A 26,079-nucleotide genomic window follows, 5' to 3' on the forward strand; every position below is an offset into this window, starting at 1 on the left:
GGTTACTCCGCTGCCTCCATGACGGGGGCACTACCCTTGTTCTCGTTGATCCGGCGCTCGATTTCCGGCCGGAAGTGCCGGATCAGCCCCTGGATCGGCCATGCCGCCGCGTCGCCAAGCGCGCAGATGGTATGGCCTTCGACCTGCTTGGTCACATTGAACAGCATGTCGATTTCGCTCTGGTCGGCGTCGCCGGTGCGCAGACGTTCCATGACGCGCCACATCCAGCCGGTGCCTTCGCGGCACGGCGTGCACTGGCCGCAGCTCTCATGCTTGTAGAAGTAGGAGAGACGCGAAATGGCGCGGACGATGTCGGTCGACTTGTCCATGACAATCACGGCGGCGGTGCCAAGGCCCGAACCCAGCGCACGCAGACCGTCAAAGTCCATCGGCGCGTCCATGATTTCCTTGGCAGGAACCAAAGGAACCGACGAACCGCCGGGGATGACCGCCAGCAGATTGTCCCAGCCGCCCCGGATGCCGCCGCAATGGCGGTCGATCAGTTCGCGGAACGGGATCGACATGCTTTCTTCGACCACGCACGGCTTGTTCACATGGCCGCTGATCTGGAACAGCTTGGTGCCGCGGTTATTCTCACGGCCAAAGCCGTTGAACCAGGCCGCACCGCGCCGCAGGATCGTCGGCGAAACCGCGATCGATTCCACATTGTTCACGGTCGTCGGGCAACCATAGAGGCCCGCACCCGCCGGGAAAGGCGGCTTCAGGCGGGGCTGGCCCTTCTTGCCCTCGATGCTTTCGATCTGCGCGGTTTCCTCGCCGCAGATATAGGCGCCGGCGCCACGATGGACGAACACGTCGAAATCATAGCCCGAACCGCAAGCATTCTTGCCGATGAAACCCTTTTCATAGGCCTGCTCGACGGCGGCAAAGAGCACCTTCGCCTCATAGATGAACTCGCCGCGAATATAGATATAGGCGGCGCGCGCCCGCATCGCGAAACCGGCGATCAGCGCGCCTTCGATCAGCTTGTGCGGATCGTGACGGATGATTTCGCGGTCCTTGCACGAACCCGGCTCGGATTCGTCGGCGTTGATGACCAGGAAGCTGGGACGACCATCCTTGCTTTCCTTGGGCATGAAGCTCCACTTCATGCCGGTCGGGAAGCCGGCGCCGCCACGGCCGCGCAGGTTCGACGCCTTGATGGTGTCGATGATGGCGTCCTGCCCCATCTCCATCAGCTTCTTGGTATTGTCCCAATCGCCGCGCTTCATGGCGGCGTCGATGCCCCAATCCTGGAAGCCGTGGACGTTGGTGAAGATGCGGTCCTTGTCGGCCAGCGGGCCGACGAAGGGAGCCGGTGTAGCGGGTGCGTCGGTCATGCCCAATCCCCCCGATAGTCGTGATTGTCGCTGACCATGTCCTTCAACGTGGTCGGGCCGCCTTCGGGCGCGCTCGTCTGACGGTCGATCTGCGGGCCGATCTTGGGCTGACCGCCAGCGGCCAGCGTTTCCAGGATCGCGACCGTGCTGTCATAGGTCAGATCTTCGAAATTATCGTCGTTGATCTGGACCATCGGCGCGTTGGCGCAGGCGCCAAGGCATTCGACTTCGGTCAGGGTGAACAGGCCGTCAGGGGTCGTCCCGCCCTTGACCAGACCCTTGTTCTTGCACGCGGCGAACACATCGTCCGACCCGCGCAGCATGCACGGCGTCGTGCCGCACACCTGCACATGATAGCGGCCGACCGGCGCGAGGTTGTACATGGTGTAGAAGGTCGCGACTTCGTACACGCGCATATACGGCATATCGAGCTGACGCCCGATATATTCCATCACCGGCACGGGCAGCCAGCCATTGGTCTGCGTTTCGGCGCCAACCTGACGCTGGGCCAGGTCGAGCAGCGGCATCACCGCCGACTGCTGGCGACCGGCGGGGTAGCGCGCGATGACCTTCTTGGCCTGTTCGGCATTTTCGGCGGTCCACTCGAACGCGCCCCAGCGCGCGCGGGTTTCGGCCTCATCGGGGATATGAACTGCGTCAGCCATTATCGGTCACATTCTCCGAACACGATGTCCATCGCGCCCAGTACAGCGGTGGTGTCGGCGAGCATGTGGCCCTTCATCATGAAGTCCATTGCTTGCAGATGCGAGAAAGCGGTCGGGCGGATCTTGCAGCGATAGGGCTTGTTGCTGCCGTCGCTGACCAGATAGACGCCGAATTCGCCCTTGGGGCTTTCCGTCGCCACATAGACTTCGCCCGCCGGGACATGGAAGCCTTCGGTATAGAGCTTGAAGTGGTGGATCAGCGCTTCCATCGACCGCTTCATTTCCCCGCGCTTGGGCGGCGAGACCTTGCGGTCGAAGCTGGCGATCGGCCCTTCGGGCATTTCATTGAGGCACTGCTTCATGATGCGCGCGGACTGGCGCACTTCCTCAACGCGAACCATGAACCGATCATAGCAGTCATAGGCGGTGCCGACCGGAATGTCGAAGTCCATGCGGTCATACACGTCATAGGGCTGCGCCTTGCGGATATCCCAGGCGATGCCCGAACCGCGCAGCATGGGACCGGAGAAGCCCCACTTGAGCGCATCTTCCTTGCTCACCACCGAAATGTCGACGTTGCGCTGCTTGAAGATGCGGTTGTCGACGACCAGACTCATCGCGTCTTCAAACAGACGCGGCAGGCGGGTGTCGAGCCATTCGGCAATGTCCGTCAGCAGCTTGAGCGGCACATCCTGATGCACGCCGCCCGGCCGGAAATAGGCCGAGTGCATGCGCGCGCCCGATGCCCGTTCGAAGAAGTTGAGGCAATCCTCGCGGATTTCAAACAGCCACAGGTTCGGCGTCATCGCGCCCACGTCCATCACGTGCGAACCCAGGTTCAGCATGTGATTGCAGATGCGGGTCAGTTCCGCGAAGAACACGCGCAGATATTGCGCGCGCAGCGGCACTTCCAGGTTCAGCAGCTTTTCGACCGCCAGAACATAGCTATGCTCCATGCCGAGCGGCGAACAATAGTCCAGCCGGTCGAAATAGGGCAAAGCCTGCATATAGGTCTTGTGCTCGATCAGCTTTTCGGTGCCGCGATGCAGCAGGCCGACATGCGGGTCGCAGCGCTCGACGATTTCGCCGTCCAGTTCCATGACCAGACGCAGAACGCCGTGTGCCGCCGGGTGCTGCGGGCCGAAGTTGATCGTGTAATTCTGGATTTCCGTATCGCCATAGGCCGGGTCGGCCGCATCGGTGATATGGTCCAGCTTTTCCAGATAGTCGGACATCAGGCCTTGTCCTCGGACTTTTTGTTCGCCGCGCTGTCGGTCGGCTCTCCGGCGCCGCTCACGCCCTTCTTCTCCGTCACCTTGGGGGTAGGCGCAGCGGCAGGCGCCGCAGGGGCAGCAGCCTTTTCGTCGCCGGGCAGCACATATTGCGCGCCTTCCCACGGCGACATGAAGTCGAAGCTGCGGAAGTCCTGCGCCAGCTTCACCGGCTCATAGACGACGCGCTTATCCTCTTCGGAATAGCGCAGCTCGACATAGCCGGTCAGCGGGAAGTCCTTGCGCTGCGGATGGCCCTTGAAGCCATAGTCGGTCAGGATGCGGCGCAGATCCTTGTTGCCGTCGAACACGACGCCATACATGTCGAACACTTCGCGCTCCAGCCAGCCGGCGACCGGCCAGAGATGCGTGACGGTGGGCACCGGCGTATCTTCGTCGGTCGACACCTTCACGCGAACGCGATGGTTCCGCGTAACGCTCAGCAGATGATAGCAGACTTCGAACCGCTCAGGGCGATCGGGATAATCGACGCCCGCAATTTCCATCAACTGCTGATAATGGCCCATGTCGCGCAGCGCGACCATGGCGTTGGCCAGATCCTCGCGCACGACGGTAAAGGTCAGTTCGTCAGCATGATCGACGGTTTCGATCAGCATGCCACCCAGCAGCGCGCCGATTTCCTCGGCAATGCCTTCAGGGTTCACGATCTTGGGTGCAGAATGGCCCATATTAACGCTCAATCGTCCCGATCCGGCGGATCTTCCGCTGCAACTGCATGATGCCGTAGAGCAAGGCCTCGGCGGTCGGCGGGCAGCCCGGCACATAAATGTCGACCGGCACGATGCGGTCGCAGCCACGGACCACGGAATAGCTATAATGATAATAGCCGCCGCCATTGGCGCAGCTGCCCATCGAAATCACATATTTCGGGTTGGACATCTGGTCATAGACCTTGCGCAGCGCCGGGGCCATTTTGTTGCAGAGCGTGCCCGCAACAATCATGACGTCCGACTGGCGCGGAGAGGCGCGCGGCGCAGCGCCGAAACGCTCCATGTCGTAACGGGGCATGTTGACGTGGATCATCTCCACCGCGCAGCAGGCCAGGCCGAAGGTCATCCACCACAGCGAGCCGGTTCTGGCCCACTGGAACAATTCCTCGGTCGATGTGATCAGGAAGCCCTTGTCATTCACTTCGCTGTTCAGCGAGTCGAAAAAGGCCTGGTCGGGCTGCGTCCCCATGGGCGGCATGGTGCCGGGCATGGGGCTGGTCAGTTCTACTCCCAATCGAGTGCTCCCTTCTTCCACGCATAGACGAGGCCGAGCACCAGCTCCGCTATGAAGATCATCATCGTCGCCCAGCCGGCCCAGCCGATCTGGTCGAGGCTAACCGCCCACGGAAACAGGAACGCCGCTTCAAGATCGAAGATGATGAAGAGAATGGCGACCAGATAGAAACGCACGTCGAACTGGCTGCGCGGCTCTTCAAATGCGGGGAAACCGCACTCATATTCAGAGAGCTTGGCAGGGTCAGGTTTGTGCGCGCCGGTCAGGCGGCCCACCAGCATCGGCAGAAAGACGAATGCCGTGGAAAGCAACAAGGCAATCCCGAGAAAGATCAGGATCGGCAGATATTGGGCGAGATCGACCAATGGAATCCCCTGGGCGAAAATTTGTTCTGGGGGGCCTTTAAGCCTGCTGCATATGCGAAGCAAGGGGCCAGGGATGTGAGAATGATTCGCAAGAAATCCGCCACTTACAGCCGCAGCGCGGCAGCGCCGGAGTTGGCGGCGGCAAGGCCCGTTTCCAGCCGTGTCAAGTTACAACTTTTACATAAATCCGCATCATAGGCGGCCTACGCAGACATAAAAAAGGCTCATGGCGAACCATGAGCCTCTTTAATTGCAACAATCTGGCGATCAGCGCAGCGCGCCGGCCACCAGCTTGTGCAGCTTGCTGTGGATGGCGTCGTTGCCGGCGATCACTTCCTTGCGCTCGATCGCCTGATCGCCGCCGCGGAAGTCGCTGGCGAAGCCGCCCGCTTCGCGCACCAGCAGCAGGCCGGCAGCGACGTCCCAGGGCTGCAACCCGCTTTCCCAATAGCCGTCATAGCGGCCAGAGGCGACATGGGCGAGATCGAGCGAAGCCGCGCCAAAACGGCGGATGCCGGCGACCGAGGGGGCCACTGCGCCAAAGATGCGGGTCCATTCGGCCATATTGCCATGGCCCATGAACGGGATCCCGGTCGCGATCACGCAATCGGCCAGGTCACGGCGGGCCGACACGCGCAGCCGCTGGTCATGGCGCCAGGCGCCCCGGCTCTTTTCCGCCCAATAGCTTTCGTCGGTGACGGGCTGATAGATAAGGCCGGTGGTCACTTCGCGCTTCGATCCGCCGAACAGCGGTTCTTCCACCGCGATCGAGATGGCGAAGTGCGGGATGCCGTGCAGGAAGTTGGTGGTGCCGTCCAGCGGATCGATGATCCAGCGCGGCTTGGTCGGATCGCCTTCGATCACCCCGCCTTCTTCCAGCAGGAAGCCCCAGTCGGGGCGCGCCTTCTGCAATTCCTCGACCAGGGTGCGCTCGGCCTGCTGATCGGCCTTGGACACGAAGTCGGCCGGTCCCTTGCGGCTGACCTGCAAATGCTCGACCTCGCCAAAGTCGCGGCGCAGCTTGCTGCCTGCCTTGCGCGCGGCGCGCTCCATGACGGTGAGAAGGCCGGAATGCGATACCATGTTCTTTTCTCCGCCGCCCGCATCCGGGCGGCCTGCTGGGTTATTTCTTCGGTGCGGGCTTGGCGGCCGGCGCTTTCGGGCGATAGCCGCATGTGCCGGCGATCACCGCCAGCATCTGCGACACATCCTTGCGATCGACCTTGCCGGCATTTGCGGCGATCACCTTGTCCGTGGCCGCACTGATCTCACCGATCGAATTGGAATAGAGGCAATCGAACAGCGCGCTCTTGACCGGCTGTTCGACCTCGCTCGACTGAAGCGCGCTCATGATGATGCGCAGCGTCTGGGCTGCGCTGTCCAGTTGCGCCTTGGTCGGCGGCGTCTGGGCGGACACCGCAACGGGGAGCGCAGCCGGCAGCGTGCCGATCGCCACAAGGACGGCCCATGCCGCCGCGCTGCGCCCCGACCGCATCAGTCGGCCCGCTTCACATATTCGCGGGCATAGACGTCCACCACGATGCGCGTGCCGCTGACGATGTGCGGCGGCACCATGACACGCACGCCATTGTCGAGGATCGCCGGCTTGTAGCTGGCCGATGCGGTCTGCCCCTTCACCACGGCGTCGGCTTCGACGACGGTGGCTTCGATGGTTTCGGGCAGTTGGACGCTGATCGGGCGTTCTTCATACATTTCCAGAACGACCATCATGCCGTCCTGAAGGAAGGCTGCGGCCTCGCCCAGCAATTCTGACGGCAGGTTGATCTGTTCGTAGGTTTCCTGATCCATGAAGACGAGCATATCGCCTTCGGCATAGAGATACTGGAAATCCTTGGTGTCGAGACGGATGCGCTCGACGCTTTCGGCGGAGCGGAAACGGACGTTGTTCTTGCGGCCGTCGATCAGGTTCTTCAGCTCCACCTGCATATAGGCGCCGCCCTTGCCGGGCTGGGTGTGCTGAATCTTGACAGCGCGCCACAGGCCGCCCTCATATTCGATATTGTTGCCGGGACGAATGTCCACGCCGCTGATCTTCATGGGAAGAGCCTGCCTATATGTCTGAATGTGGAAAAGAGCCGGCCTCTCTTGAGGCTGGCCGCGCCTTTACAGCGCTACGGGGCCAAGGGCAAGAGGCAGGCCCGCCGGCGCTTAACTTCGCACTTTTCCCGCATATCCTGAAATCGCGTTTCCTATACAGGACATTTTCGCAAAGCCGCCCATACCCATCTCCGTTCGTTTCGAGCGAAGTCGAGAAACGGTGGCGCGCGCGTTTCTCGACTTCGCTCGAAACGAACGGAGCTAGCATAAACTCTGACCTGCAGGACAGATTAGCGGCGCACCAGCAGCGGATAGGGATTGACCGGCCGGCCGCCATGCCAGGGGTCGCCCGCCGCCATGACGTTGACCGCGAAATGCAGATGCGGCGCAGCGGGATCGGCATTGCCGGTGCTGCCCACGGTCGCGATCCGCTGCCCGCGACGCAGCGTCTGCCCTTCGCGCAGGCCCGGCGCATAGCCGTCCAGATGAGCGTAATAATAGATGATCCGGCCATCGGCGGAGCGCTGATACAGGGTGCGGCCGCCCTCCTCACTCCAGAACAGTTTTTCGACGCGACCGTCAGCGGCGGCCAGAACCGCCCTGCCCCGCGCAGCCATGATGTCGATGGCGTCATGCGGCCGCGCGCCGCCAGCCCGCGCCTGCGTGAAGCTGTCGGTCAGCGCGGATGCCGGCACGCCCTCCACCGGGATCAGCAGCGGGCCAGCGTCGGCAGGGCGCGTCGCCGCCTGCTGCAACGGAGCCGATGGCGGGTCGGCCGGCACGATGCGCACGCAAAAATGGGCGAAGGCGGCGCAGAGCAGCAGCGCGACGACGCCCCCGCTCCACAACCGCCCATTCACGCCTGAAACCGCGCCTTGACCCCGCTCTTCACCATCTGGGCCAGACGGGCGGCGTCCCAGTTGGTCAGGCGGATGCAGCCATGGCTTTCGGTGCGGCCGATCGTCTGCGGCTCGGGCGTGCCGTGGATGCCGTAATGATCCTTCGACAGGTCGATCCACACCACGCCGACCGGACCATTGGGACCAGGGCGCAGCAACGCTTTCTTGTCGGTGGCAGAAGCGTCCCAGAAGAGATTGGGATTATAGTGAAAATCGGGATTACGGCTAACCCCCTTGATGGTCCATTCGCCCAGCGGCAGCGGATCATGCTGCGAGCCTGTCGTCACCGGAAACTGTGCGATCAGGCGGTTGTCGGCATTATAGACCCGCAGCAGCCCGTCCGATTTGTCCACCACCAGATGATCGGCCTGCGGCTGATCCTTCGCAACCGCCAGACTGGCCAGCGTTTCGCCCCAGCCGCGCTCATCCCCCGCAATCCGCGCGACCGGCTGATTATCGATCGCGGGCACGCGGATCGTCGCGCCGGCAGCCGCCTTCGTGTTCGGCGGGTTAAGCGCGATCAGCGCTTCGGGCGTGGTGTGGAACCGCTCCGCCAGCTTCTCCAGCAGATTGCGATAGGTCAGCGCGGGCAGGCTCGCCTGCTCGTTCAGTCCCCTGGGAATCGTGAAGAAGGGACCACGGGCAAAACCGGCCGGGATTTTCACCAGCCAGGTGGTTGGCCGCGCCTCCCCCTCCAGCAGAGCGACGGAGGTCTTCTGGTCATAGACGCCGGTTACGGGCAGATTATTCGCTTCCTGAAAGCCGCGCAGCGCCGCCTTGAAGCTCATGCCATCCTTGCCATCGATCACGCCGGGCGAGAAGCCGGCGCGATCAAGCGCCACCTGCGCCTGCAAAATCTGGTTAGGTTGCCATGGCTTACCGCCCGGCTCTGCCACAATTTGGAAAGCATAATCGGCGGATGGATCGGGCGCGGCCTGCGCCTGATTGCCGGGCATCTGATTGACCGGCGCGGCCGGCGCGCTGTCATTGGCGTCGGTGACGTTCACATTGCAGGCCGCGCATGACAAAGTCAGAGCAAGAAGGCGATATTTCAAGGCGATACTCTCCCGGATCAGGAAGAGACAACGCACGGACGCGCAGAAAGCTGCCTTGGGCGGCGCATAGGATGTTTGAAGCAGGAGGCGGACACATATTCTCCCCTCCCTTGAAAGGGAGGGGCTTATCCCTCGTTCTCCCAGTCCAGCACCGCCGCAAAGGCCGCCACGCCCGCCTTCGGCCCTTCGGGATGGTTCCACACCGCCCCGCTGACGGCCAGAAAATCCGCGCCGGCCGCCACCAGCGGCGCGGCATTGTCCGCATTGATGCCGCCGATCGCGACGCAGGGCAGTTCGAACAGCGTCGTCCACCAGCCCAGGATCGACGGATCGGCCTGATGCGTCGTTTCCTTCGTGGTGGTGGGGTAGAAGGCGCCGAACGCGACATAGTCCGCGCCCGCCTCGCCCGCTTCCATCGCCATATGGCGGCTGTCATGACAGGTGATGCCGATCTGCACCTTTGGCCCCAGCAGCCTGCGCGCCGCCTTGGGATCGCCGTCCCCCTGCCCCAGATGCACGCCATCCGCGCCCAGCCGGTGCGCCAGCGCGGCGCTGTCATTGATGATGAAGGCGACGTCGCGATCCGCGCACAGCTTTTGCAGCGGGGCGGCCGCCTGCGCGATCGCCTCTTCATCCAGCCCCTTCAGCCGCAACTGGAACGCCGCGACCTTCCCCCCATCGAAGGCGGCGGCCAGCGCATCGACGAACGTCTCGTCGATCGTCGGCGGGGAAATCAGGTAAAGCTGGCATGCCGGGCGAAAGCCCTGTTCGAACTGGTCGGCAAAATGCGGATCGAGCGCCAGCTCTTCATCGGTAAAGTCGGTCATGCGCGCCTTATAGCCACTCTGTCGCCCGCGCCAAGACCATGGCGGCCGGCCTGCCGGGCTGATAGACGAAGGCCCTCATAAAATTGGGGAAAGCATTATGCGCCACGCCATCGCCCTTCTGTTGCTGCTGTCCGGTGCGCCGCTGGCTGCGAAGGAGGCCGCCCGCCCCCGCGCACGGGAAGCCGGTGTCAGCGTGGGCATCCTCTCCCCCGGCCCGCTCAACGCCATCACCGATGTCGCCGGCGTGCGCGTGGGTCAGGTGACGCTGCCGCGCACCCATGACGTCAACACCGGCGTCACCGCCATCCTTCCCCATGGCGGCAACCTGTTTCAGGACAAGGCGCCGGCCGGCTTCGTCGCCTATAACGCCTTCGGCAAGTTCATGGGATCGACCCAGGTCGCCGAACTGGGCGAGATCGAAACGCCGATCCTGCTGACCAATACGCTGAGCGTCGCCGAAGCCGCCGCCGCATCGGTCGAATGGACGCTGGCGCAGCCGGGCAATGAAGAGGTGCGGTCGGTCAATGCCGTGGTGGGCGAAACCAATGACGGCATGTTGAACGACATTCGCGGCCGCCATGTCGCCATCGCCGACGCCCGCCGCGCGATCGAGAGCGCAAAGCCCGGCCCGGTGGAGGAAGGCGCGGTCGGCGCGGGGACCGGCACCGTGGCTTTCGGCTTCAAGGCCGGGATCGGCACATCCTCGCGCAAACTGCCCTCCTCTTTGGGCGGCTGGACCGTGGGCGTGCTGGTGCAGGCCAATTATGGCGGGGTGCTGACCATATCGGGCGTGCCGGTGGGCGTGAAACTGGGCCAATATGATTATCGGCAGCAAGTCGAAGAGAAGAAGGCGGACGGATCGGTGGTGATCGTGATCGCCACCGACGCGCCGCTGTCCGACCGCAATCTGCGCCGCGTGGCCGAACGCGCATTCGGCGGCATCGCGCGCACCGGCTCCAGCTTCTCCAATGGATCGGGCGACTATGCCATCGCCTTTTCCACCAACCCGACGGTGCGGCGCACGGCGGCAAAGCGCAATGCCGTCGCGGCGGTGGAGGATCTGCCCAATGACCGCATGTCGCCGCTATTTCAGGCGACGATCGAGGCGACCGAGGAAGCGGTATTGAACGCCCTGTTCAAGGCGCAGACGGTCGAAGGGCATCGCGGCACGGCGCAGGCGCTGCCGCTCGACAAGGTGCTGCCGATGCTGAAGGCGGGAGATTGAGCATTTTCAAAGCAGATGGTGTCATCTGCTGACTCGGAAAATGCGGCAAACAAAAGAGAAATAGAATATAATCCGATTCAGAATGATCGGATTATATTTCAGACCCCCGCCATTCCCTCCGCCGCGCGGACCGAAATATCATTGGCCTGCTGGCGGATCGGCCGGAACTGCTTGAGCAGCGCGCCCAGCGTGAAGATCGAAACCGGCTGGGTGCGGAAACGGGTCGCCGCATCCCGCAGGATCGGCACGGTGGATCGGACCGTGGCAAAAATTTCCCGACCGACCGTGATGGCCCGGATGGCGCGCTGCATGGCGCTGGCGCCATTGGCCTGACTGGTGCGGTCCAGTTCCGCCGCCACCGCATGCCAGCGCTCCAGTGTCGCATCGGCATCCTTGTCACCATCGTCCATCGCCATCGCTATCTTGTCGGCCATCGCGGACAATCGGGTAGCGAAGACGGTATCCACCTTAGCTGGCCGATCAAGATCGACGGGTGAAATGATCAGCGCCATGGTTTCGGCCAGCAGCAATTCGGCATTGGCCATATGCCAGGCGCCTTCTTCCCGCGGGGTAGCGGCCAGCGCCGCCCGTGCGCTCTTTTCCTGCGCGGCCAGCAGCAATTTCATGCTGCCGATCATCTGCCGCCCGGCGGCAGCGCCGGCCTTCTGGTCATTGCGCTTCATCGCGTCCATCAGCGGAATGAAGCTCTGGATCAGCGCCTTGACCTGTCCGTTGAGATGGACGGCATCCGCGACCAGACCGGGCGTCTTGATGTCGTCGGTCAGGGCGAGGCTTGGGAAATCCGGCTGATCGAGCGCGGCCAGTTGCCGGTTGGCCTGATCGATGGAAACGACCATGCGATCCACGATCGGGCGGAAGGTCAGCGCCCCTTTCGCCGGCCCCTGCCGCATGGCGCTGTCCCATGCGGGCTGCAATGCCGACAACTGCCCAAGGACCGGCAACTGGATGGCGTTGAGTTGCGTCATCCACAGGCCATAGGCCGCCATTTCACTGTTGAGCGCCGTCAGCGTGGCGTCTTCCTGCGCGGTCGGCAGCATCGTGTCGCGCACCGGCGCAGCCTGCGCGGCAGGCGCGGAACACAGACCCAGCGCGCCGATCATCAGCGCGCGACGCAGAACATGCATGTTTCGCTCTTCCCCCAGAAGCGATCAGCCGGCGCCGCCCTCCCCAGAGCTGCGCCGGCCGTCAGTCAGTCAGATGTTCAGGCCGCGACCGGCTGCTTGGCGACCGATGCGCCGTGGATTTCGTCGATCGCTTCGCCCAGCGATGCGTTGAACTCATCCTCGGTCATCTGGTGACGCAGATCGTTCAGCAGCGCGCGGCTGAAGCTGGCGATGATGCCGCGATTCTTGGCCAGTTCGGCGCAGGCTTCGGTGCGGCTGAACCCGCCCGAAAGCGCCACGACGCGCAGCACCTTGGGATGATCGACCAGCGGGTCGAACAGGCCGGGCTTGGCGGGCAGCGACAGCTTCAGCATCACCTGCTCGCCTTCGGGCAGGGCGTCGAGATTCTTCAGGATTTCCGCAAGCAGGATTGCGTCCGCTTCGGCGCGTTCGGGCGACTTGATGTTCACTTCCGGCTCGATGATCGGCATCAGACCGCCGGCCAGAACCTGCTTGCCGACTTCGAACTGCTGCGCGACGACCGCGGCGATGCCTTCGGCGTTGGCCAGGTTCACCACCGAACGCTCCTTGGTGCCGAACACGCCCAGCCCCTTGGCGCGGGCCAGCAGCGCGTCGAGGCCCGGATTGGGCTTCATCAGCTGAACGCCATTGGCCTCGTCTTCCAGACCCTTGTCGATCTTGATGAAGGGCACGACGCCGCGTTCGATCAGCGCGGTCGGGGTGGGCTTGCCGTCGACGGTGCCGTCCATGGTGCGTTCGAACAGGATCGCGCCCAGCACCTTGTCGCCGGTGAAGGGCGGCGCGGTGATGACGCGGCTGCGCATCGCGTGGATCAGGCCGAACATTTCCTCTTCGCTGCCCCAGGCGCCTTCTTCGATGCCATAGCCCTTGAGCGCCTTGGGCGTCGAACCGCCGCTCTGGTCCAGCGCGGCGATGAAGCCGTTGCCGTCCGCGATCTTCTGCTTCATGTCCTGATCCAGCATCTGCACATACCTTCTCTTGCTTGCGGCGCATCCCTGCACGGGCGCGCGGAAAAATGGAGTTTCGGCAGATGCTCCATCATCTGCCGGCCGGGAGCGACATCCTGTTATGATCGCCGGTCTACGCGCTGTTAGCTAGTCCCATGCCGCACCGCAAGAAACATCGGGGCGTCCCGAAACGGGAACTGGCATATCTGCGGCGGGATGCTATCCATGTCCATGGGGTCATGCAGCATGTGCGTTAAGGGTGGGGGGGGCAGACAATGACGAAATCGACCGGACGGTTGTGGACCATCGCCATGGCGGGCTGGCTGACGGGGCTTACAGCAACCGCTGCGCCCGCCAATGCCGCGACGCAGCCTGCCATTGGAGCGCCGGCGCCGGCCTTTGAACTCACGCTGATCGACGGCAGCAAGGTGGCGCTGGCGGACCTTAAGGGACAGGTGGTGCTGCTCAATTTCTGGGCGACCTGGTGCGTGCCCTGTCGCAAGGAATTGCCGACGCTCGACGCTTATTATGCGGCGCAGCAAAAATATGGGCTGAAAGTCTTTGCCATCACCACGCAGGGTTCGGTGCCGATCGGCCAGCTCAAAAAGCTGTTCGCGGCCATGGCGATCCCGTCCGCCCGGCGCATCAAGGGGCCTTATGGTCCGCTGACCGGCGTGCCCACCAACTTCATCATCGATCGCGCCGGGGTGCTGCGCTACGCCCGGTCCGGCGCGTTCGATCTGGACGCGCTCAACAGCCTGCTGGTGCCGTTGCTCAAGGAAAAGGCCCCGTCATAGAGGCTGTTTGGAAATGCGCCTCCGGCGCATCCGCACCGCCAAGAAAATGCGCCCTTCGCGCATTTTTCAAACAAATTCTTAGCCCATCAAACCCCGAGGCAGGGTTGAAAGGTTGCGCTTCAAGACCCATTAGGCCAGCCATGACCAGCAGCCTTGCCTCCCCCGCCTCCCCCGCGCCCGCCGTCGATCTTTCTTCTGCAAAAATCCTGCTGATGGCGGTGGCGTGCGGCGTGATCGTCGCCAATCTCTATTATGCCCAGACGCTGATCGATGTGATCGGCCCGGAAATCGGCATGTCCGCCAGCGTCGCGGGACTGATCACCACCCTGACGCAGCTGGGCTATGGCCTCGGCCTGTTCCTGATCGTGCCGATCGCCGACCTGTTCGAAAATCGCCGGATCATCCTGGGGTCGATCCTGCTCACGATTGCGGGCTGCACCGGCATCGCTTTGTCCGCCGGCCCAACCAGCTTCCTGATCGCATCGATCGTCACCGGCATCGGCGCGATCGGCGCGCAGGTGATCGTCCCCCTCGCCTCGCACCTCGCCACGCCCGAAAAACAGGGTCGCGTCGTCGGCACGGTGATGAGCGGCCTGTTGTTCGGCATCATGCTCGCCCGGCCGATCGCCAGCTTCCTCGCCGGATCGGTCGGCTGGCGCGCGACCTTCATCCTGTCGGCCGTGGCCATGGGCATCGTCGCCGTCGCGTTGCTGGCCGCCTGCCCCCGCCGCACGCCCAAGGGCGGGATGCATTATGGCGCGGTGCTGGCGTCGACCTTCGCCCAACTGGTGCAGCATCGGGTGGTGCGGCTGCGCGCCTTCTATCAGGCGATGATGTTCGCCGCCTTCAACCTGTTCTGGACCGCTGCGCCGCTGGCGCTGATCCATGATTTTCACCTGAGCCACACCGGCGTCGGCGCCTTTGCGCTGGCCGGGGCCGGCGGTGCGCTCATCGCGCCGGTCGCGGGCTGGCTGGCCGATCGCAAGCTGACGCGGCCGGCCTCGCTGATTGGTCTTGCGGGCCTGACGATCGGATTCCTGCTGGCCGACTGGACGGTGGCGGCGGGCAGCCTGATCGGTTTCACCATCATGGCGGTGCTGATCGACGCAGCGGTGCAGATGAGCCAGATCACCGGGCAGAAGCTGATCTTCTCGCTCGATCCGCATGCGCGCGGCCGGATCAACGCGGCCTATGTGACGGTGATGTTCGTCATCGGCGCGCTGGGATCGGTGATTGGCTCCGTCACGTTCGAAGCGGGCGGCTGGTCGGCCAGCGCCATGGCCGGCGCAGCGATCGGCAGCGTCGCCACGCTGGGCTTCCTGTTGTTCGACCGGGGCGCTAGCGTTGCCCGGTAAGATATTGGAATAACCTCCGTTCGTGTCGAGCGAAGTCGAGACACGCTTCTCGACCTTGGCCTGTCCTGAGCGCCTGCTGCAAGCAGGCAGTCGAAGGGCTCGACACGAACGGATTATTTCATATTCAGATCGTCAGCGCCTTCACGCCCGGCAGCTCCTTGCCTTCCATCCATTCCAGGAACGCGCCACCGGCGGTCGAGATGAAGCTGAAGTCGCTGCCCACGCCCGCATGGTTGAGCGCGGCCACCGTGTCGCCGCCGCCAGCGACCGACGTCAGTTGCCCTTCCTTGGTCAGCGCCGCCGCCGTCTTGGCCAGCGCCACGGTCGCCGTGTCGAACGGCGCGATCTCGAACGCGCCCAGCGGGCCGTTCCAGACCAGAGTGCGGCAGTTCTTGAGCGCATCGCCCAGCGCCTCGACCGCAGACGGACCGACGTCCAGGATCATCTCGTCTTCGGCGACTTCATGCACGTTGCAGGTGCGCACAGACGGCGGGTTCGCCGCAAATTCCTTCGCCACGACAACGTCATAGGGCAGATGGATGATGCAGCCGGCGGCTTCCGCCTTGTCGAAGATCGCTTCGGCCGTCTCGCTCAGATCCTTTTCGCACAGCGATTTGCCGACATCGACGCCGCGGGCATAGAGGAAGGTGTTGGCCATGCCGCCGCCGATGATCAGATGATCGACCCTGGCGACCAGATTGTTGAGCACGTCCAGCTTGGTTGACACTTTCGCGCCGCCCACGACCGCCGCGACCGGCTTCACCGGCGCGCCCAGCGCCGCCGCCAGCGCGTCCAGTTCCTTTTCCATCGAACGACCCGCAAAGGCGGGCAGCTTGTGCGCCAGCCCCTCGGTCGAGGCGTGCGCGCGGTGCGCGGCGGAGAAGGCGTCGTTGACGTACAGGTCGCCGATCGCCGCCATGGCCTCCACCAGCGCCGGATCATTCTTTTCCTCGCCGGGATGGAAGCGGGTATTTTCCAGGATCGCGATGTCGCCGTTGCGCATCACCTTGATCCCGTCGGCGGCCGCTTCGCCCTGGCAGTCAGGGATGAACTGGACTTCACGGCCCAGCACCTGGGTGAGCGGACGGGTGATCTTCGACAGCGAATATTCCGGGTTCTTCTGCCCCTTGGGGCGGCCGAAATGGGCCAGGATCAGCACCTTGGCGCCGCGATCGGCCAGTTCCAGCACGGTCGGCATCGCCGCGCGCAGGCGGGTGTCGTCGCTGACCGAACCATCCTGCATGGGGACGTTCAGGTCTTCGCGCACCAGCACCACCTTGCCGGTGATGTCCCCCATGTCATCGAGCGTCTTGAAGGGCTTGGTCATGTCTTTTCCCCTGATTATACGCATAAAAAAACCGTTCGGTTCGAGCAGCTTCGAGCCTGTCGAGAAGCGTCCGTCGAGAACATGTTCTCGATACGCCGTCTCGACTTCGCTCGACGGCTACTCGAACCGAACGGCATATATTTAGAGTGAGACTGTCTTACAGAAACTTCGCGACGACGCCGGTGGTGTCGATCATGCGGTTCGAGAAGCCCCATTCATTGTCGTACCAGCTGAGCACGCGGACCAGCTTGCCATCGACCACGGCGGTTTCCAGGCTGTCGACGGTCGAGCTGCGCGGATCGCCATTATAGTCGATCGACACCAGAGGTTCGTCCGAATAACCCAGCACGCCCTTGAGCGGGCCGGCTTCCGACGCGGCCTTCAGCAGGCTGTTGACTTCATCCTTGGTGGTCGGGCGCTTGGGAATGAACTTGAGGTCCACGACCGAGACGTTCGGGGTCGGCACGCGGATCGAAGACCCGTCCAGCTTGCCCTTGAGTTCAGGCAGAACTTCACCCACCGCGCGGGCGGCGCCGGTGGAGGTCGGGATCTGCGACAGGGCGGCGGCGCGGGCGCGGCGCATGTCGCTGTGCAGCTGATCCAGCGTATTCTGGTCGTTGGTGTAGCTGTGGATCGTCGTCATGAAGCCGCTTTCGATGCCGATCGCATCGTTCAGCACCTTGGCGAGCGGAGCCAGGCAGTTGGTGGTGCAGCTGGCGTTCGAAATGACGATGTCGTCGGCGGTCAGCGCGTCATGGTTGACGCCGAACACGACGGTCCGATCGACATTGGTGCCCGGCGCGGAAATGATCACGCGCTTGGCGCCGGCGGTCAGGTGGGCGCTGGCCTTGTCCTTGGTGGTGAAGATGCCGGTGCATTCCAGCGCGATTTCGACACCCAGTTCGGCGTGCGGCAGGTTGGCGGGGTCGCGCTCCGCCGTCACCTTGATCTTCTTGCCGTCAACGACCAGAAAATCGCCATCGACGCTGACGTCGCCGGCCCAGTTGCCATGCACGGAATCGCGCTTGAACAGCAGGGCGTTGGACTTGACCGGCCCCAGATCATTGATGCTGACCAGTTCCAGATCATGGTCGGTGCGCGACAGGATTGCGCGCGCCACCAGGCGGCCGATGCGTCCGAAACCGTTAATTGCTACCTTCGTTGCCACTGCACTAGCCTCCTGAGGTGTGTTGTTCGGTTGGGTTATCGTGAATGTCAGCCTGTTGCGCGCCATCATCCGGGTTCGGAGACGGCGCGCAAAGGATTTTTAGAGGGCGGCCGCGATTTGCGGTGCGATCTTGGCGGCGGTCAGGCCGAAATGGTCATACAGGTCTTCCGCCGGAGCCGACGCGCCGAAGCTGTCGATGCCAAAGCGCAGGCCATTAAGGCCGGTATAGCGTTCCCAGCCAAAAGTCGTGCCCGCTTCGATCGAAACGCGCAGCACGTCGGCGGGCAGGATGTCGGCCTTGTACGCGGCGTCCTGCGCATCGAAATGGGCGAAGCTGGGCATGGAGACGACGTCGACGCCAATGCCCTGTTCTTCCAGCGCCTTGGCGGTGGCGACGGCGATTTCGACTTCGGAACCGGTGGCCAGGATCACCGCCTTGCGCGCGGCGGTGGCGGCGACGAGGCGATAGGCGCCCTTGGCCGACAGGTTCTCGCTCTTTTCCGTGCGCAGCTGCGGCAGGTTCTGGCGGGTCAGCGCCAGCACCGACGGGCCGGTCGCATCCTTCAGTGCCAGTTCCCAGCATTCCGCCGTCTCGACAATGTCAGCCGGGCGATAAACGTCCAGGTTCGGGATCATGCGCATCGACATGACATGTTCGATCGGCTGATGGGTCGGGCCGTCTTCGCCCAGACCGATCGAGTCATGGGTCAGAACATGGATCACGCGCTGCTGCTGGAGCGCCGCCAGACGGATGCCCGCGCGCATATAGTCGGAGAAGACGAGGAAGGTGCCGCCATAGGGGATTACGCCGCCATGCAGCGCCATGCCGTTCATGGCGCAGGCCATGCCGAACTCACGGATGCCATAATAGACGTAACGGCCCGAATAGTCGTCCTTGGTCAGCGGACCGGTCGACTTGGTCTTGGTGTTGTTGGAGCCGGTCAGGTCCGCCGATCCGCCCAGCGTTTCGGGCAGCAGATCGTTGATCGCGCCCAGCGCCAGTTCGCTCGCCTTGCGGGTGGCGACCTTCTGCGGGTTGGCGATCAGCGTGTCGATATAGGCCGACAGCGAGAAGTCGGCCGGCAGTTCGCCAGCCATGCGGCGGGAAAATTCCGCGCCCTTGTCGCTGCTTGCCAGGCGACCTTCCCATGCGGCGCGAACGTCGCGCCCCTTGGCGCCGATCGCCTTCCATGCGTCGGCAATGTCTGCCGGGATGACGAAAGGTTCGGCGGTCCAGCCGAGAAACTCGCGCGCGGCGGCGACTTCAGCCTCGCCCAGCGCGGAGCCGTGGACGCCCGACGTGCCGGCCTTGTTCGGCGCGCCATAGCCGATCTTGGTGGCGCAGGCGATGATCGAGGGGCGCGGATCGGCGACCGCCTCGGCCAGCGCGCGGCGGACGTCCGCGACATCATGGCCGTCGCACGACACGACATGCCAGCCGGTGGCGGCATAGCGCGCCAGCACATCTTCGCTGCTCGACAGGTCGACGGCGCCGTCGATGGTGATCTTGTTGTCGTCCCACAAGACGTTCAGGCGGCCCAGACCCAGATGGCCGGCCAGACCGATCGCTTCATGGTTGATGCCTTCCATCAGGCAGCCGTCGCCGGCGATGACCCAGGTCTTGTGGTCGACCAGATCGTCGCCGAACTGCGCGTTCAGGTGACGCTCGGCAATAGCCATGCCGACCGCGGTGGCCAGACCCGAACCCAAGGGACCAGTGGTCGCTTCCACGCCCGCCAGCTCGAAATTCTCCGGGTGGCCGGCGCAGGGGCTGTGCAACTGGCGGAAGTTGGCAATATCCTCGATCGTCGGCTTGGCATAGCCGGTCAGGTGCAGCAGGCTGTAGATCAGCATCGATCCATGGCCGGCCGACAGGACGAAACGGTCGCGATCGGCCCATTTCGGCTGGGTCGGATCGAACTTCAGATAATCGCCGAACAGCACGGTCGCGACGTCCGCCATGCCCATCGGCATGCCCGGATGGCCGCTATTGGCGGCCTGCACCGCGTCCATGGAGAGCGCCCGAATGGCGTTGGCGAGCGACTTTTCCGAAACGGTCATAGGGAGCGAGCGTCTTTCCTGAAGCATGCATAAGGACAGTGCCCGCGCGCGTGCAGGCGAGTCGAGATCGCGCCCCCTTTGTCGCGTCAAGCCCCATGCGTCAACCGCATGTCACCCTGAACGGCCGGAAAACAGCGGTCGCCTGCACCAAAGACCGCTTTTGCGGCGCGCAGAGTTTCGCTATGAATGGACGATGGCAAGCGACCGCATGATGCAGGCGATCGGCACGCTGGAGCGTGCAGTCAGCCGGCTTGAACAGGATGTGGGCCGTCTCGTCGAGACGCCCCCGACTAACCCCTCCAAAACCCTTGATCCCATGGCCGCGCGCGCTGCGTTGCGATCGCTGGACGATCTGATCGACACGCTGAAGGGACATGCCCATGGCTGAAATCATGCTACAGATTGCCGGACGCCCCTACCCGATACGCTGCCGCGACGGGGAGGAGGCGCATATCACGCATCTGGCCAGCATGATCGATCAGAAGGCGCGCCAGGCGCAACAGGCCACGCCGGGCCTGACGGAGGTCCGCGCCCTGCTGTTCGCCGGGCTGTTTCTGGCGGACGAACTCAATGATCTGAAGCGCGAAGCGGCCGGGCGACAGACCCGCCTGCCGCTGGACGGCGACGATGAACCCAGCGCCCGCGCGATCGAGGCGCTGGCCGGCCGGATAGAAAAGCTGCGCGACCGGCTTGCCGCGAGCGCCCCGGACGCCTAGATTGGCGGCGACGGGCACTGCGCGGCACGAGCTTTAGCGAACATCCCTGAGGCGATAATCACATCCAAGGGGGCTGTCCCTGGGCGGGTTCAGGCCCGTTCTACATGGTCCCCACCTGACGTTGAGGCGTCAGAGGATATTCCAGCAAACGACCGAGGCGGTCCCGTCACCCGCTTTTTCTTTTACAGCACCCCGATTGCGGTAAGCCGGATTGCGATAAGGATGTGCTCCTGCGAAAGCAGGAGCCTAGGGTGGAACGCCCTACCCTATATCCTGAGCTTCTGCTTTCGCAGAAGTGCATCATTGCCAGACAAAGCGGACCATTGATGAGCGACGACAGCATAGCGCCCGACAAGACCAGCCTGCGCGCCCTTGCGCGGCAACGGCGCAGCGCCTTCGTCACCACGCTCGATCCGCTGGCCCACCGGCTGGCGTTCAAGGTGATCCCCTCCCCCCTCGCCCGGCGAATCGCGGACGCCAATGTCGTGGCGCTCTATATGGGGCTGGACGATGAAGCGCCGGCCCAGCGCATGGCCGCGCAACTGCTGACGATGGGCAAGAGCGTGGCACTGCCGCGCGTCCTTGACCGGCTGGGCAGCATGGACTTCCTGAACTGGCGGCCCGAAGACACGCTGATCCCCGGCCCGTTCCGCACCAGCCATCCTGAACCCGGCGACGGCCCGGTGACGCCGGACGTCATCATCGCGCCGCTGGTCGGCTTCGATCGGGACATGAACCGGCTGGGTCAGGGCGGCGGCTATTATGACCGCGCCTTTGCCCGCTTCCCCGACGCGCTGCGCGTAGGCGTGGCATGGTCGGTGCAGGAGATGGAGACGGTGCCCGCCGATCCGTGGGATCTGCCGCTCGACATCATCATGACCGAAGTCGAACTGATCGAGGGCGAAGGCGAGAACGCATGAGCATCGACCCGCGCCATTACCACCAGCCCAGCTGGCGCAAGCCCGTGGGCATGCTGACGATCGTCGGCCTGATCATCGCATGGGCGGTGCTGGTGGGCAGCCTGTCGCCATGGATCGGCACATTGCCGGTCTGGGCGCAGGTGCCCGTCTATGTCGTGCTGGGGATCGTGTGGATCTGGATCTTGCCGCTCAAACGGCTGCTCGCCTGGATGGAAACCGGGCGCTGGCGCTGAATCTAATTCCCACCGCTTCTTCATGAGCGGTGGCGCGAGTGACGGGGCTCGAACCCGCGACCTCCGGCGTGACAGGCCGGCACTCTAACCAACTGAGCTACACCCGCGTAGGCGCTTGCATCCTTCCGACCCGAAAGCCGCCAGACGATGCATATCTGGGAAAATTCACCTTCCGGTCAAGGAAGGTGGCGCGAGTGACGGGGCTCGAACCCGCGACCTCCGGCGTGACAGGCCGGCACTCTAACCAACTGAGCTACACCCGCGCAGGGTGGCATCTTTCGCAGCCTTTGGCCGCCAGACGATGCGTATCTTCTACACCATATCCACCTTCCTGCAAGGAAAGTGGCGCGAGTGACGGGGCTCGAACCCGCGACCTCCGGCGTGACAGGCCGGCACTCTAACCAACTGAGCTACACCCGCGTTTGGTGTGGAGCCGCCGTCTATGAGCGTCCTGCGATGCTGTCAACCGTCCGTAACATCAGTTTCGCCATTCTCCGCATTTTCTTTGCGGCGCGGCACCGTCAACGTCCCCTGCTCGAACAGGAAACCGGCAATATCCGGGGTTCCCGCCGCGCCGACCACGGTCTGGATGATGATCAGCAGCGGCACCGCCAGCAGCGCGCCCGGCGTGCCCCACACCCATCCCCAGAAGGTCAGCGACACGAGAATCAGCAGCGGGTTCATCGTCAGCCGCCGCCCCAGCAGCAGCGGCGTCACCACATTGGCCTCCACCAGATGGAAGGCCACCTGCAATCCGGCCGGCAACAGCGCGACATAGACGTCGTCAAACACCATAAGGCCGCCCAGCCCCAGCAGCACCGCCGCCAGCATCGGCCCGAAATAGGGCACGAAGTTCAGCAGCGCGACGATGCCGCCCCACATCAGCGGCGACGGCATGCCAATCACCCACAGCGCGATCGCCACGGCCAGCCCCAGGCACAGGTTGATGGTGGCGATGGTGATGACATAGGCCGACGTCGCGTCGACCACATTCTGGATCACCCGCGCGACCGCCATGGCCCCGTCGAAACTGCCCCGGCTGTTGATCGTGCGGCGGCGCAATTTCGTCCAGCCAGCCAGAAAGAAATAGATGATCAGCAGCGCAAACACCATCTGGATGATCGCCGACGGCGCGGATGTGGCGGCAAACTGGAGCAGCGATCGCGGCGCCTCCACGGCGGACGCCTGCGCCGCCGCCACCGGCCCGGTCGCCAGCATCTGCACCGTTTCATCCACGAATCGCTGAAGGTTGGAATAAAAATCAATCAGCGGCGCCAGATTCGCCTGAATCTTGGGCAGGCGCTGGGGCAGGATGCGGAACCAGTCGGTCGCTGGCACGATGATCAGCACCAGCGCGGTATTGGCCACCAGCAGGAAACCCCCCACCGCGATCAGCGCCGACAGGCCCGACGGAATGCCGCGCCGCTCCATCCATTCCAGCAGCGGCACCAGCGCAATGGCGATCACCAGCGCGGCCGTCAGCGGCAGGAAGAATTCCGCCCCGGCCCGCAGTGCAAAGGGCAATGCCAGCATCAGGCCGATGCCCGACGTCAGCGCGATCGACGCCAGCAGCCGGTCGCGCCGCCGGTTGATTTCCTGCTGGTCATTCATTGTCACGCTGCGCCGATTCCCCCTTCTGTCCCGTCCGATGTGCGCGCGCCGCGATCCAGCGTCAATTTGCAAAGCCGTCCTCATCAGGCCAGAACAGGAAAAACGGCAATTTAACCAAATATTCGCGCTCTGCCGGTAAAGAAGCCGACGGGGACGCCAGGAACGGGGAAACGCATGAAGGGGGTGCTTGTAACGCTGGCCGGCCTGTTGGCGGCGCAGGCGGCAGGCGCGCAGCAGCCGCTGCGGCTCGATACGCAGATGTTCGTCGAACGGGTCAGCACCGACATCAACGGTCGCCCCCGACGTACCCTGGCCAGCCCCGCCCGGCTGTCGCCCGGCGATCAGCTGATCGTCCTGCTCCACTGGCGCAACGACGGCAGCGCGCCGCTGCGCGACGCCGCGATCGTGCGGGCCATGCCACGCGGGCAGGAACCGGACCTCAGCGACCCGGCGATGCAGGTGTCCGTCGATGGCGGCGCCCATTGGGGGCGGATCGACCAGCTATGGCTGCCTACTCCACTTGGCGGCACGCGCCGCGCCGTGGCGGCCGACATCACCCATATGCGCTGGCCCCTGCCGCGGGCCGCCGCCGGCCAGACCGGCCGCATCAGCTATCGCGCGACGCTGCGTTGACCTGCCTGGCCTGAACGGTTTGGGCTGAACGGCCGCCGCACCGGGCTTGAGTTCGGGGCCGCCCCTCCCTACACGCACAAGCCTGTACGGAGACGCCTAATGCCCAAAGCCGGGGAACTGACCTATCTCGCCAATCTTGGCGAAATGGGCCGCGCCCATTCACTGGAAAAGCCCTTTTCCGATCCCTATTGCGGCATCGCGCTGGCCTCTATCGGCTTCATCATGACGTTGTTGCCGCCGCCGCCCGCCCGCATCCTGGATCTGGGATGCGGCGGCGGCTGGACCAGCATCTTCTTCGCCAAGCGTGGTTATGACGTGGTGGGGCAGGACATCGCGCCCGACATGATCGACGTCGCCCGGCAGAATGCGGAGCGGCACGGCCTTACCGACCGCCTCTCCTTCCTGTGCGGCGATTATGAATCGCTTGATCTGGACGGCAGCTTCGACGCCGCAATCTTCTTCGATTCGCTGCATCATGCCGAAGATGAGCTGCTGGCGATCCGATCGGCCCATCGCGCGCTCAAGCCCGGCGGCCTGCTCATCACCCATGAGCCGGGCGATGGCCATGCAACCGCGCCGGAGTCCATCGAAGCCATGCGCCTCTATGGCGTTACCGAGCGCGACATGCCCCCGCGCCTCATCATGCAGCGCGGCCGGGAAGTGGGATTCACCGATCATCGCGTGCTGCCCATTCCCCATTATCTGTACGATCTGTTCTACAAGCAGCGGGATTATCCCAACAGGCTGCTGAGCAAGCGTCGCTGGACCATGATCCGGCGGGTTCTCAAAATATTGTTCGATCCTGATCCGGGCCTCAGTTCGATCGTCGTCATGACCAAATGAGGCAGGGCGAGAGGGCGCTGTCCGCCCCCCGCCCTTCCCGTCATCAGTCCACGAACAGGAAGGCCGGCGCCTCCAGCAGCTTTTTCACCGCCTGAACGAAACTGGCCGCGTCCCAGCCGTCGACCACGCGATGGTCGCAACTGATCGACAGGTTCATCAGCTTCGCCACGACAACGTCCTTACCGCGAAACACCGGCCGCTCGATCACCCGATTGGGACCGATGATCGCGACTTCGGGCCGATTGATGACCGGCGTGGTCGCAACGCCGCCCAGCGCCCCCAGCGACGTCAGCGTCAAAGTCGAGCCGGACAATTCCTCCGACTTCGCCTTGCCGCTGCGCGCGGCGTCGGCCAGCCGGCGGATTTCGGTGGCCAGTTGCCAGACATTGCGATCCTGCGCATCACGGATTACCGGCACCATCAGCCCGGCGTCGGTCTGCGTCGCCATCCCCAGATGCACCGATCCATGGCGCGTCACCACGCCAGCCTCGTCATCATAACGCGCGTTGAGCATCGGAAAATCGGGCAGCGCCTTGCATAGCGCCACGATCAGCAGCGGCAACATGGTCAGCTTCGGCCGCTCCCCCCGCCCGGCGTTGAGCTGCTCGCGCAGATCCTCCAGCGCGGTGACGTCGATTTCCTCGACATAGGTGAAGTGGGGGATATGCCGTTTGGACGCGGCCATATTTTCGGCGATGCGGCGGCGCATGCCGATGACCTTGATCTGCTCGTCCGCGCGCCTGGCGCTGCGCCCGGCGGGCCGATAGCCCTGCCCCTGCCCATAGAGCAGGAAAGCGTCGAGGTCCGAATGGCGCACATGATCGCCCGCCGGCTTCACCTGCGCCAGATCGACGCCCAGTTCCTTCGCCCGCGCCCGCACGGCAGGGGACGCGAGGATGGGTTGCAGAGAGACGTGCTCCTGCGAAGGCAGGAGCCCAGGGTCGCCTGCCTCCACGCTGGAACCATGGGCTCCTGCTTGCGCAGGAGCACCGGAATCCAGAACCTCCGCCGCCGCCTCGACCTCAGTGTCAATATCCGCGTCACTCAGCACAGTTGCAACAGCAACCGCTCCCTCGCCTTCGCCCTCAACCTCTATCTCCACCAGCATCGACCCGATCGACACCTGATCGCCCGGTTCGCCGGCCAGCCGCACCACGGTCCCTGCGACCGGGCTTTCCATTTCGACCGTCGCCTTATCGGTCATCATGTCGGCGATCGGCTGGTCTTCCTCGACCCGATCGCCGACCTTGATGTGCCAGCCAACGATTTCGGCCTGTGCAATGCCTTCGCCGATGTCCGGCAGCTTGAACGTGAACAGCGCCATTACATCCTCCCCCGTTCGTGCATGGGCG

The 26,079-nt window shown here is 63.9% G+C and carries 28 protein-coding genes and 3 tRNA genes; 9 read left to right on the forward strand and 22 right to left on the reverse strand.

The genetic code is table 11. The features are described 5' to 3' along the window. Positions 1–2: 2 nt before the first annotated feature. From nuoF to thiE, 12 genes are all read right to left on the reverse strand, one after another. Positions 3–1,340 carry an NADH-quinone oxidoreductase subunit NuoF gene (gene nuoF, locus ACFOKF_RS11305; RefSeq protein WP_380795704.1) on the reverse strand — a complete coding sequence of 446 codons (1,338 nt, stop codon included), beginning with the start codon at positions 1,338–1,340 and terminating at the stop codon, positions 3–5. Beyond that, positions 1,337–2,005 (reverse strand): complex I 24 kDa subunit family protein, encoded by a 669-nt coding sequence (locus tag ACFOKF_RS11310; RefSeq protein WP_380795706.1) that lies wholly within the window; start codon positions 2,003–2,005, stop codon positions 1,337–1,339. The genes nuoF and ACFOKF_RS11310 overlap by 4 nt, the downstream gene beginning before the upstream one ends. Continuing rightward, positions 2,005–3,240, reverse strand: coding sequence for an NADH-quinone oxidoreductase subunit D (locus tag ACFOKF_RS11315; RefSeq protein WP_380795708.1), 1,236 nt, complete (start codon positions 3,238–3,240; stop codon positions 2,005–2,007). Before ACFOKF_RS11315 ends, ACFOKF_RS11310 begins: the two co-directional genes overlap by 1 nt. Continuing rightward, entirely contained in the window at positions 3,240–3,965 is a 726-nt protein-coding gene (locus ACFOKF_RS11320; protein ID WP_380795710.1) for an NADH-quinone oxidoreductase subunit C, read from the reverse strand. Before ACFOKF_RS11320 ends, ACFOKF_RS11315 begins: the two co-directional genes overlap by 1 nt. A gap of 1 nt (position 3,966) precedes the next feature. Next, positions 3,967–4,521 carry a NuoB/complex I 20 kDa subunit family protein gene (locus ACFOKF_RS11325; protein ID WP_380795712.1) on the reverse strand — a complete coding sequence of 185 codons (555 nt, stop codon included), beginning with the start codon at positions 4,519–4,521 and terminating at the stop codon, positions 3,967–3,969. Continuing rightward, on the reverse strand, positions 4,512–4,886 hold the full coding sequence (locus ACFOKF_RS11330) for an NADH-quinone oxidoreductase subunit A (RefSeq protein ID WP_093012011.1): 375 nt from the start codon (positions 4,884–4,886) through the stop codon (positions 4,512–4,514). The genes ACFOKF_RS11325 and ACFOKF_RS11330 overlap by 10 nt, the downstream gene beginning before the upstream one ends. Positions 4,887–5,153: 267 nt before the next feature. Further along, positions 5,154–5,969, reverse strand: coding sequence for an inositol monophosphatase family protein (locus tag ACFOKF_RS11335; protein ID WP_380795714.1), 816 nt, complete (start codon positions 5,967–5,969; stop codon positions 5,154–5,156). Between the two features lie 40 nt (positions 5,970–6,009). Beyond that, positions 6,010–6,381 carry a hypothetical protein gene (locus tag ACFOKF_RS11340; protein ID WP_380795715.1) on the reverse strand — a complete coding sequence of 124 codons (372 nt, stop codon included), beginning with the start codon at positions 6,379–6,381 and terminating at the stop codon, positions 6,010–6,012. Then, positions 6,381–6,944, reverse strand: a complete 564-nt coding sequence (gene efp / locus ACFOKF_RS11345) for an elongation factor P (RefSeq protein WP_380795717.1) — start codon at positions 6,942–6,944, stop codon at positions 6,381–6,383. Before efp ends, ACFOKF_RS11340 begins: the two co-directional genes overlap by 1 nt. A 290-nt stretch (positions 6,945–7,234) precedes the next feature. Continuing rightward, positions 7,235–7,804: a M23 family metallopeptidase gene (locus ACFOKF_RS11350; protein ID WP_380795718.1), complete on the reverse strand. Its 570-nt coding sequence runs from the start codon at positions 7,802–7,804 to the stop codon at positions 7,235–7,237. Beyond that, on the reverse strand, positions 7,801–8,898 hold the full coding sequence (locus ACFOKF_RS11355; RefSeq protein WP_380795720.1) for a L,D-transpeptidase family protein: 1,098 nt from the start codon (positions 8,896–8,898) through the stop codon (positions 7,801–7,803). The genes ACFOKF_RS11350 and ACFOKF_RS11355 overlap by 4 nt, the downstream gene beginning before the upstream one ends. 125 nt (positions 8,899–9,023) lie before the next feature. After that, positions 9,024–9,725 (reverse strand): thiamine phosphate synthase, encoded by a 702-nt coding sequence (gene thiE / locus ACFOKF_RS11360; protein ID WP_380795721.1) that lies wholly within the window; start codon positions 9,723–9,725, stop codon positions 9,024–9,026. A gap of 97 nt (positions 9,726–9,822) precedes the next feature. Here thiE and ACFOKF_RS11365 point away from each other — a divergent pair, with 97 nt between their 5' ends. Next, the gene (locus tag ACFOKF_RS11365) at positions 9,823–10,950 is read left to right on the forward strand and encodes a DmpA family aminopeptidase (protein WP_380795723.1); all 1,128 of its coding nucleotides are present in this window, start codon (positions 9,823–9,825) and stop codon (positions 10,948–10,950) included. A 98-nt stretch (positions 10,951–11,048) separates the two neighbouring features. Here ACFOKF_RS11365 and ACFOKF_RS11370 read toward each other — a convergent pair whose 3' ends face one another. Both ACFOKF_RS11370 and ACFOKF_RS11375 read right to left on the reverse strand, forming a co-directional pair. Beyond that, entirely contained in the window at positions 11,049–12,095 is a 1,047-nt protein-coding gene (locus ACFOKF_RS11370; RefSeq protein ID WP_380795725.1) for a hypothetical protein, read from the reverse strand. Between the two features lie 77 nt (positions 12,096–12,172). Continuing rightward, the gene (locus ACFOKF_RS11375; protein ID WP_380797758.1) at positions 12,173–13,078 is read right to left on the reverse strand and encodes a fructose bisphosphate aldolase; all 906 of its coding nucleotides are present in this window, start codon (positions 13,076–13,078) and stop codon (positions 12,173–12,175) included. 296 nt (positions 13,079–13,374) lie between these two features. Here ACFOKF_RS11375 and ACFOKF_RS11380 point away from each other — a divergent pair, with 296 nt between their 5' ends. Together ACFOKF_RS11380 and ACFOKF_RS11385 are read left to right on the forward strand one after the other, a co-directional pair. After that, the gene (locus ACFOKF_RS11380) at positions 13,375–13,860 is read left to right on the forward strand and encodes a TlpA family protein disulfide reductase (RefSeq protein ID WP_380797760.1); all 486 of its coding nucleotides are present in this window, start codon (positions 13,375–13,377) and stop codon (positions 13,858–13,860) included. A 140-nt stretch (positions 13,861–14,000) separates the two neighbouring features. Next, positions 14,001–15,215 (forward strand): MFS transporter, encoded by a 1,215-nt coding sequence (locus ACFOKF_RS11385; protein WP_380795727.1) that lies wholly within the window; start codon positions 14,001–14,003, stop codon positions 15,213–15,215. Between the two features lie 124 nt (positions 15,216–15,339). Here the strand turns inward: ACFOKF_RS11385 and ACFOKF_RS11390 are convergent, their stop codons facing one another. The 3 genes from ACFOKF_RS11390 to tkt all read right to left on the reverse strand — a co-directional run bounded on the left by ACFOKF_RS11390 (position 15,340) and on the right by tkt (position 19,771). After that, a complete protein-coding gene (locus tag ACFOKF_RS11390; protein WP_380795729.1) occupies positions 15,340–16,542 on the reverse strand; it encodes a phosphoglycerate kinase in 1,203 nt (400 codons plus the stop codon). A gap of 157 nt (positions 16,543–16,699) precedes the next feature. Then, positions 16,700–17,710, reverse strand: coding sequence for a type I glyceraldehyde-3-phosphate dehydrogenase (gene gap / locus ACFOKF_RS11395; protein WP_380795731.1), 1,011 nt, complete (start codon positions 17,708–17,710; stop codon positions 16,700–16,702). Positions 17,711–17,809: 99 nt separating this feature from the next. Beyond that, entirely contained in the window at positions 17,810–19,771 is a 1,962-nt protein-coding gene (tkt, locus tag ACFOKF_RS11400; RefSeq protein ID WP_380795732.1) for a transketolase, read from the reverse strand. A 193-nt stretch (positions 19,772–19,964) separates the two neighbouring features. On the opposite strand from tkt, the gene ACFOKF_RS11405 reads away from it, so the two are divergent. The 4 genes from ACFOKF_RS11405 (at position 19,965) to ACFOKF_RS11420 (ending at position 21,640) form a co-directional block, all read left to right on the forward strand. Continuing rightward, positions 19,965–20,159: a hypothetical protein gene (locus ACFOKF_RS11405; protein ID WP_380795733.1), complete on the forward strand. Its 195-nt coding sequence runs from the start codon at positions 19,965–19,967 to the stop codon at positions 20,157–20,159. Beyond that, positions 20,152–20,487 (forward strand): cell division protein ZapA, encoded by a 336-nt coding sequence (locus tag ACFOKF_RS11410; RefSeq protein ID WP_380795734.1) that lies wholly within the window; start codon positions 20,152–20,154, stop codon positions 20,485–20,487. Before ACFOKF_RS11405 ends, ACFOKF_RS11410 begins: the two co-directional genes overlap by 8 nt. A gap of 326 nt (positions 20,488–20,813) precedes the next feature. Then, positions 20,814–21,407 (forward strand): 5-formyltetrahydrofolate cyclo-ligase, encoded by a 594-nt coding sequence (locus ACFOKF_RS11415; RefSeq protein WP_380795735.1) that lies wholly within the window; start codon positions 20,814–20,816, stop codon positions 21,405–21,407. Next, positions 21,404–21,640 carry a DUF2842 domain-containing protein gene (locus ACFOKF_RS11420; protein ID WP_380795736.1) on the forward strand — a complete coding sequence of 79 codons (237 nt, stop codon included), beginning with the start codon at positions 21,404–21,406 and terminating at the stop codon, positions 21,638–21,640. The genes ACFOKF_RS11415 and ACFOKF_RS11420 overlap by 4 nt, the downstream gene beginning before the upstream one ends. 30 nt (positions 21,641–21,670) lie before the next feature. Here ACFOKF_RS11420 and ACFOKF_RS11425 read toward each other — a convergent pair. The 4 genes from ACFOKF_RS11425 to ACFOKF_RS11440 all read right to left on the reverse strand — a co-directional run bounded on the left by ACFOKF_RS11425 (position 21,671) and on the right by ACFOKF_RS11440 (position 23,251). Next, a tRNA-Asp gene (locus ACFOKF_RS11425) sits at positions 21,671–21,747 on the reverse strand. A gap of 79 nt (positions 21,748–21,826) precedes the next feature. Then, positions 21,827–21,903 (reverse strand) — tRNA-Asp (locus ACFOKF_RS11430). Positions 21,904–21,983: 80 nt separating this feature from the next. After that, a tRNA-Asp gene (locus tag ACFOKF_RS11435) sits at positions 21,984–22,060 on the reverse strand. A gap of 42 nt (positions 22,061–22,102) precedes the next feature. After that, the gene (locus tag ACFOKF_RS11440) at positions 22,103–23,251 is read right to left on the reverse strand and encodes an AI-2E family transporter (protein WP_380797761.1); all 1,149 of its coding nucleotides are present in this window, start codon (positions 23,249–23,251) and stop codon (positions 22,103–22,105) included. Between the two features lie 174 nt (positions 23,252–23,425). Here ACFOKF_RS11440 and ACFOKF_RS11445 point away from each other — a divergent pair, with 174 nt between their 5' ends. Further along, positions 23,426–23,884, forward strand: a complete 459-nt coding sequence (locus ACFOKF_RS11445; RefSeq protein ID WP_380795738.1) for a hypothetical protein — start codon at positions 23,426–23,428, stop codon at positions 23,882–23,884. Between the two features lie 99 nt (positions 23,885–23,983). Continuing rightward, on the forward strand, positions 23,984–24,727 hold the full coding sequence (locus ACFOKF_RS11450) for a class I SAM-dependent methyltransferase (RefSeq protein WP_380795739.1): 744 nt from the start codon (positions 23,984–23,986) through the stop codon (positions 24,725–24,727). A gap of 43 nt (positions 24,728–24,770) precedes the next feature. Here ACFOKF_RS11450 and ACFOKF_RS11455 read toward each other — a convergent pair whose 3' ends face one another. Next, entirely contained in the window at positions 24,771–26,051 is a 1,281-nt protein-coding gene (locus ACFOKF_RS11455) for a dihydrolipoamide acetyltransferase family protein (protein ID WP_380795741.1), read from the reverse strand. Positions 26,052–26,079 lie beyond the last annotated feature (28 nt).

The sequence above is a fragment of the Sphingobium rhizovicinum genome, assembly GCF_042647625.1.
Classification (GTDB): Bacteria; Pseudomonadota; Alphaproteobacteria; order Sphingomonadales; family Sphingomonadaceae; genus Sphingobium; species Sphingobium rhizovicinum.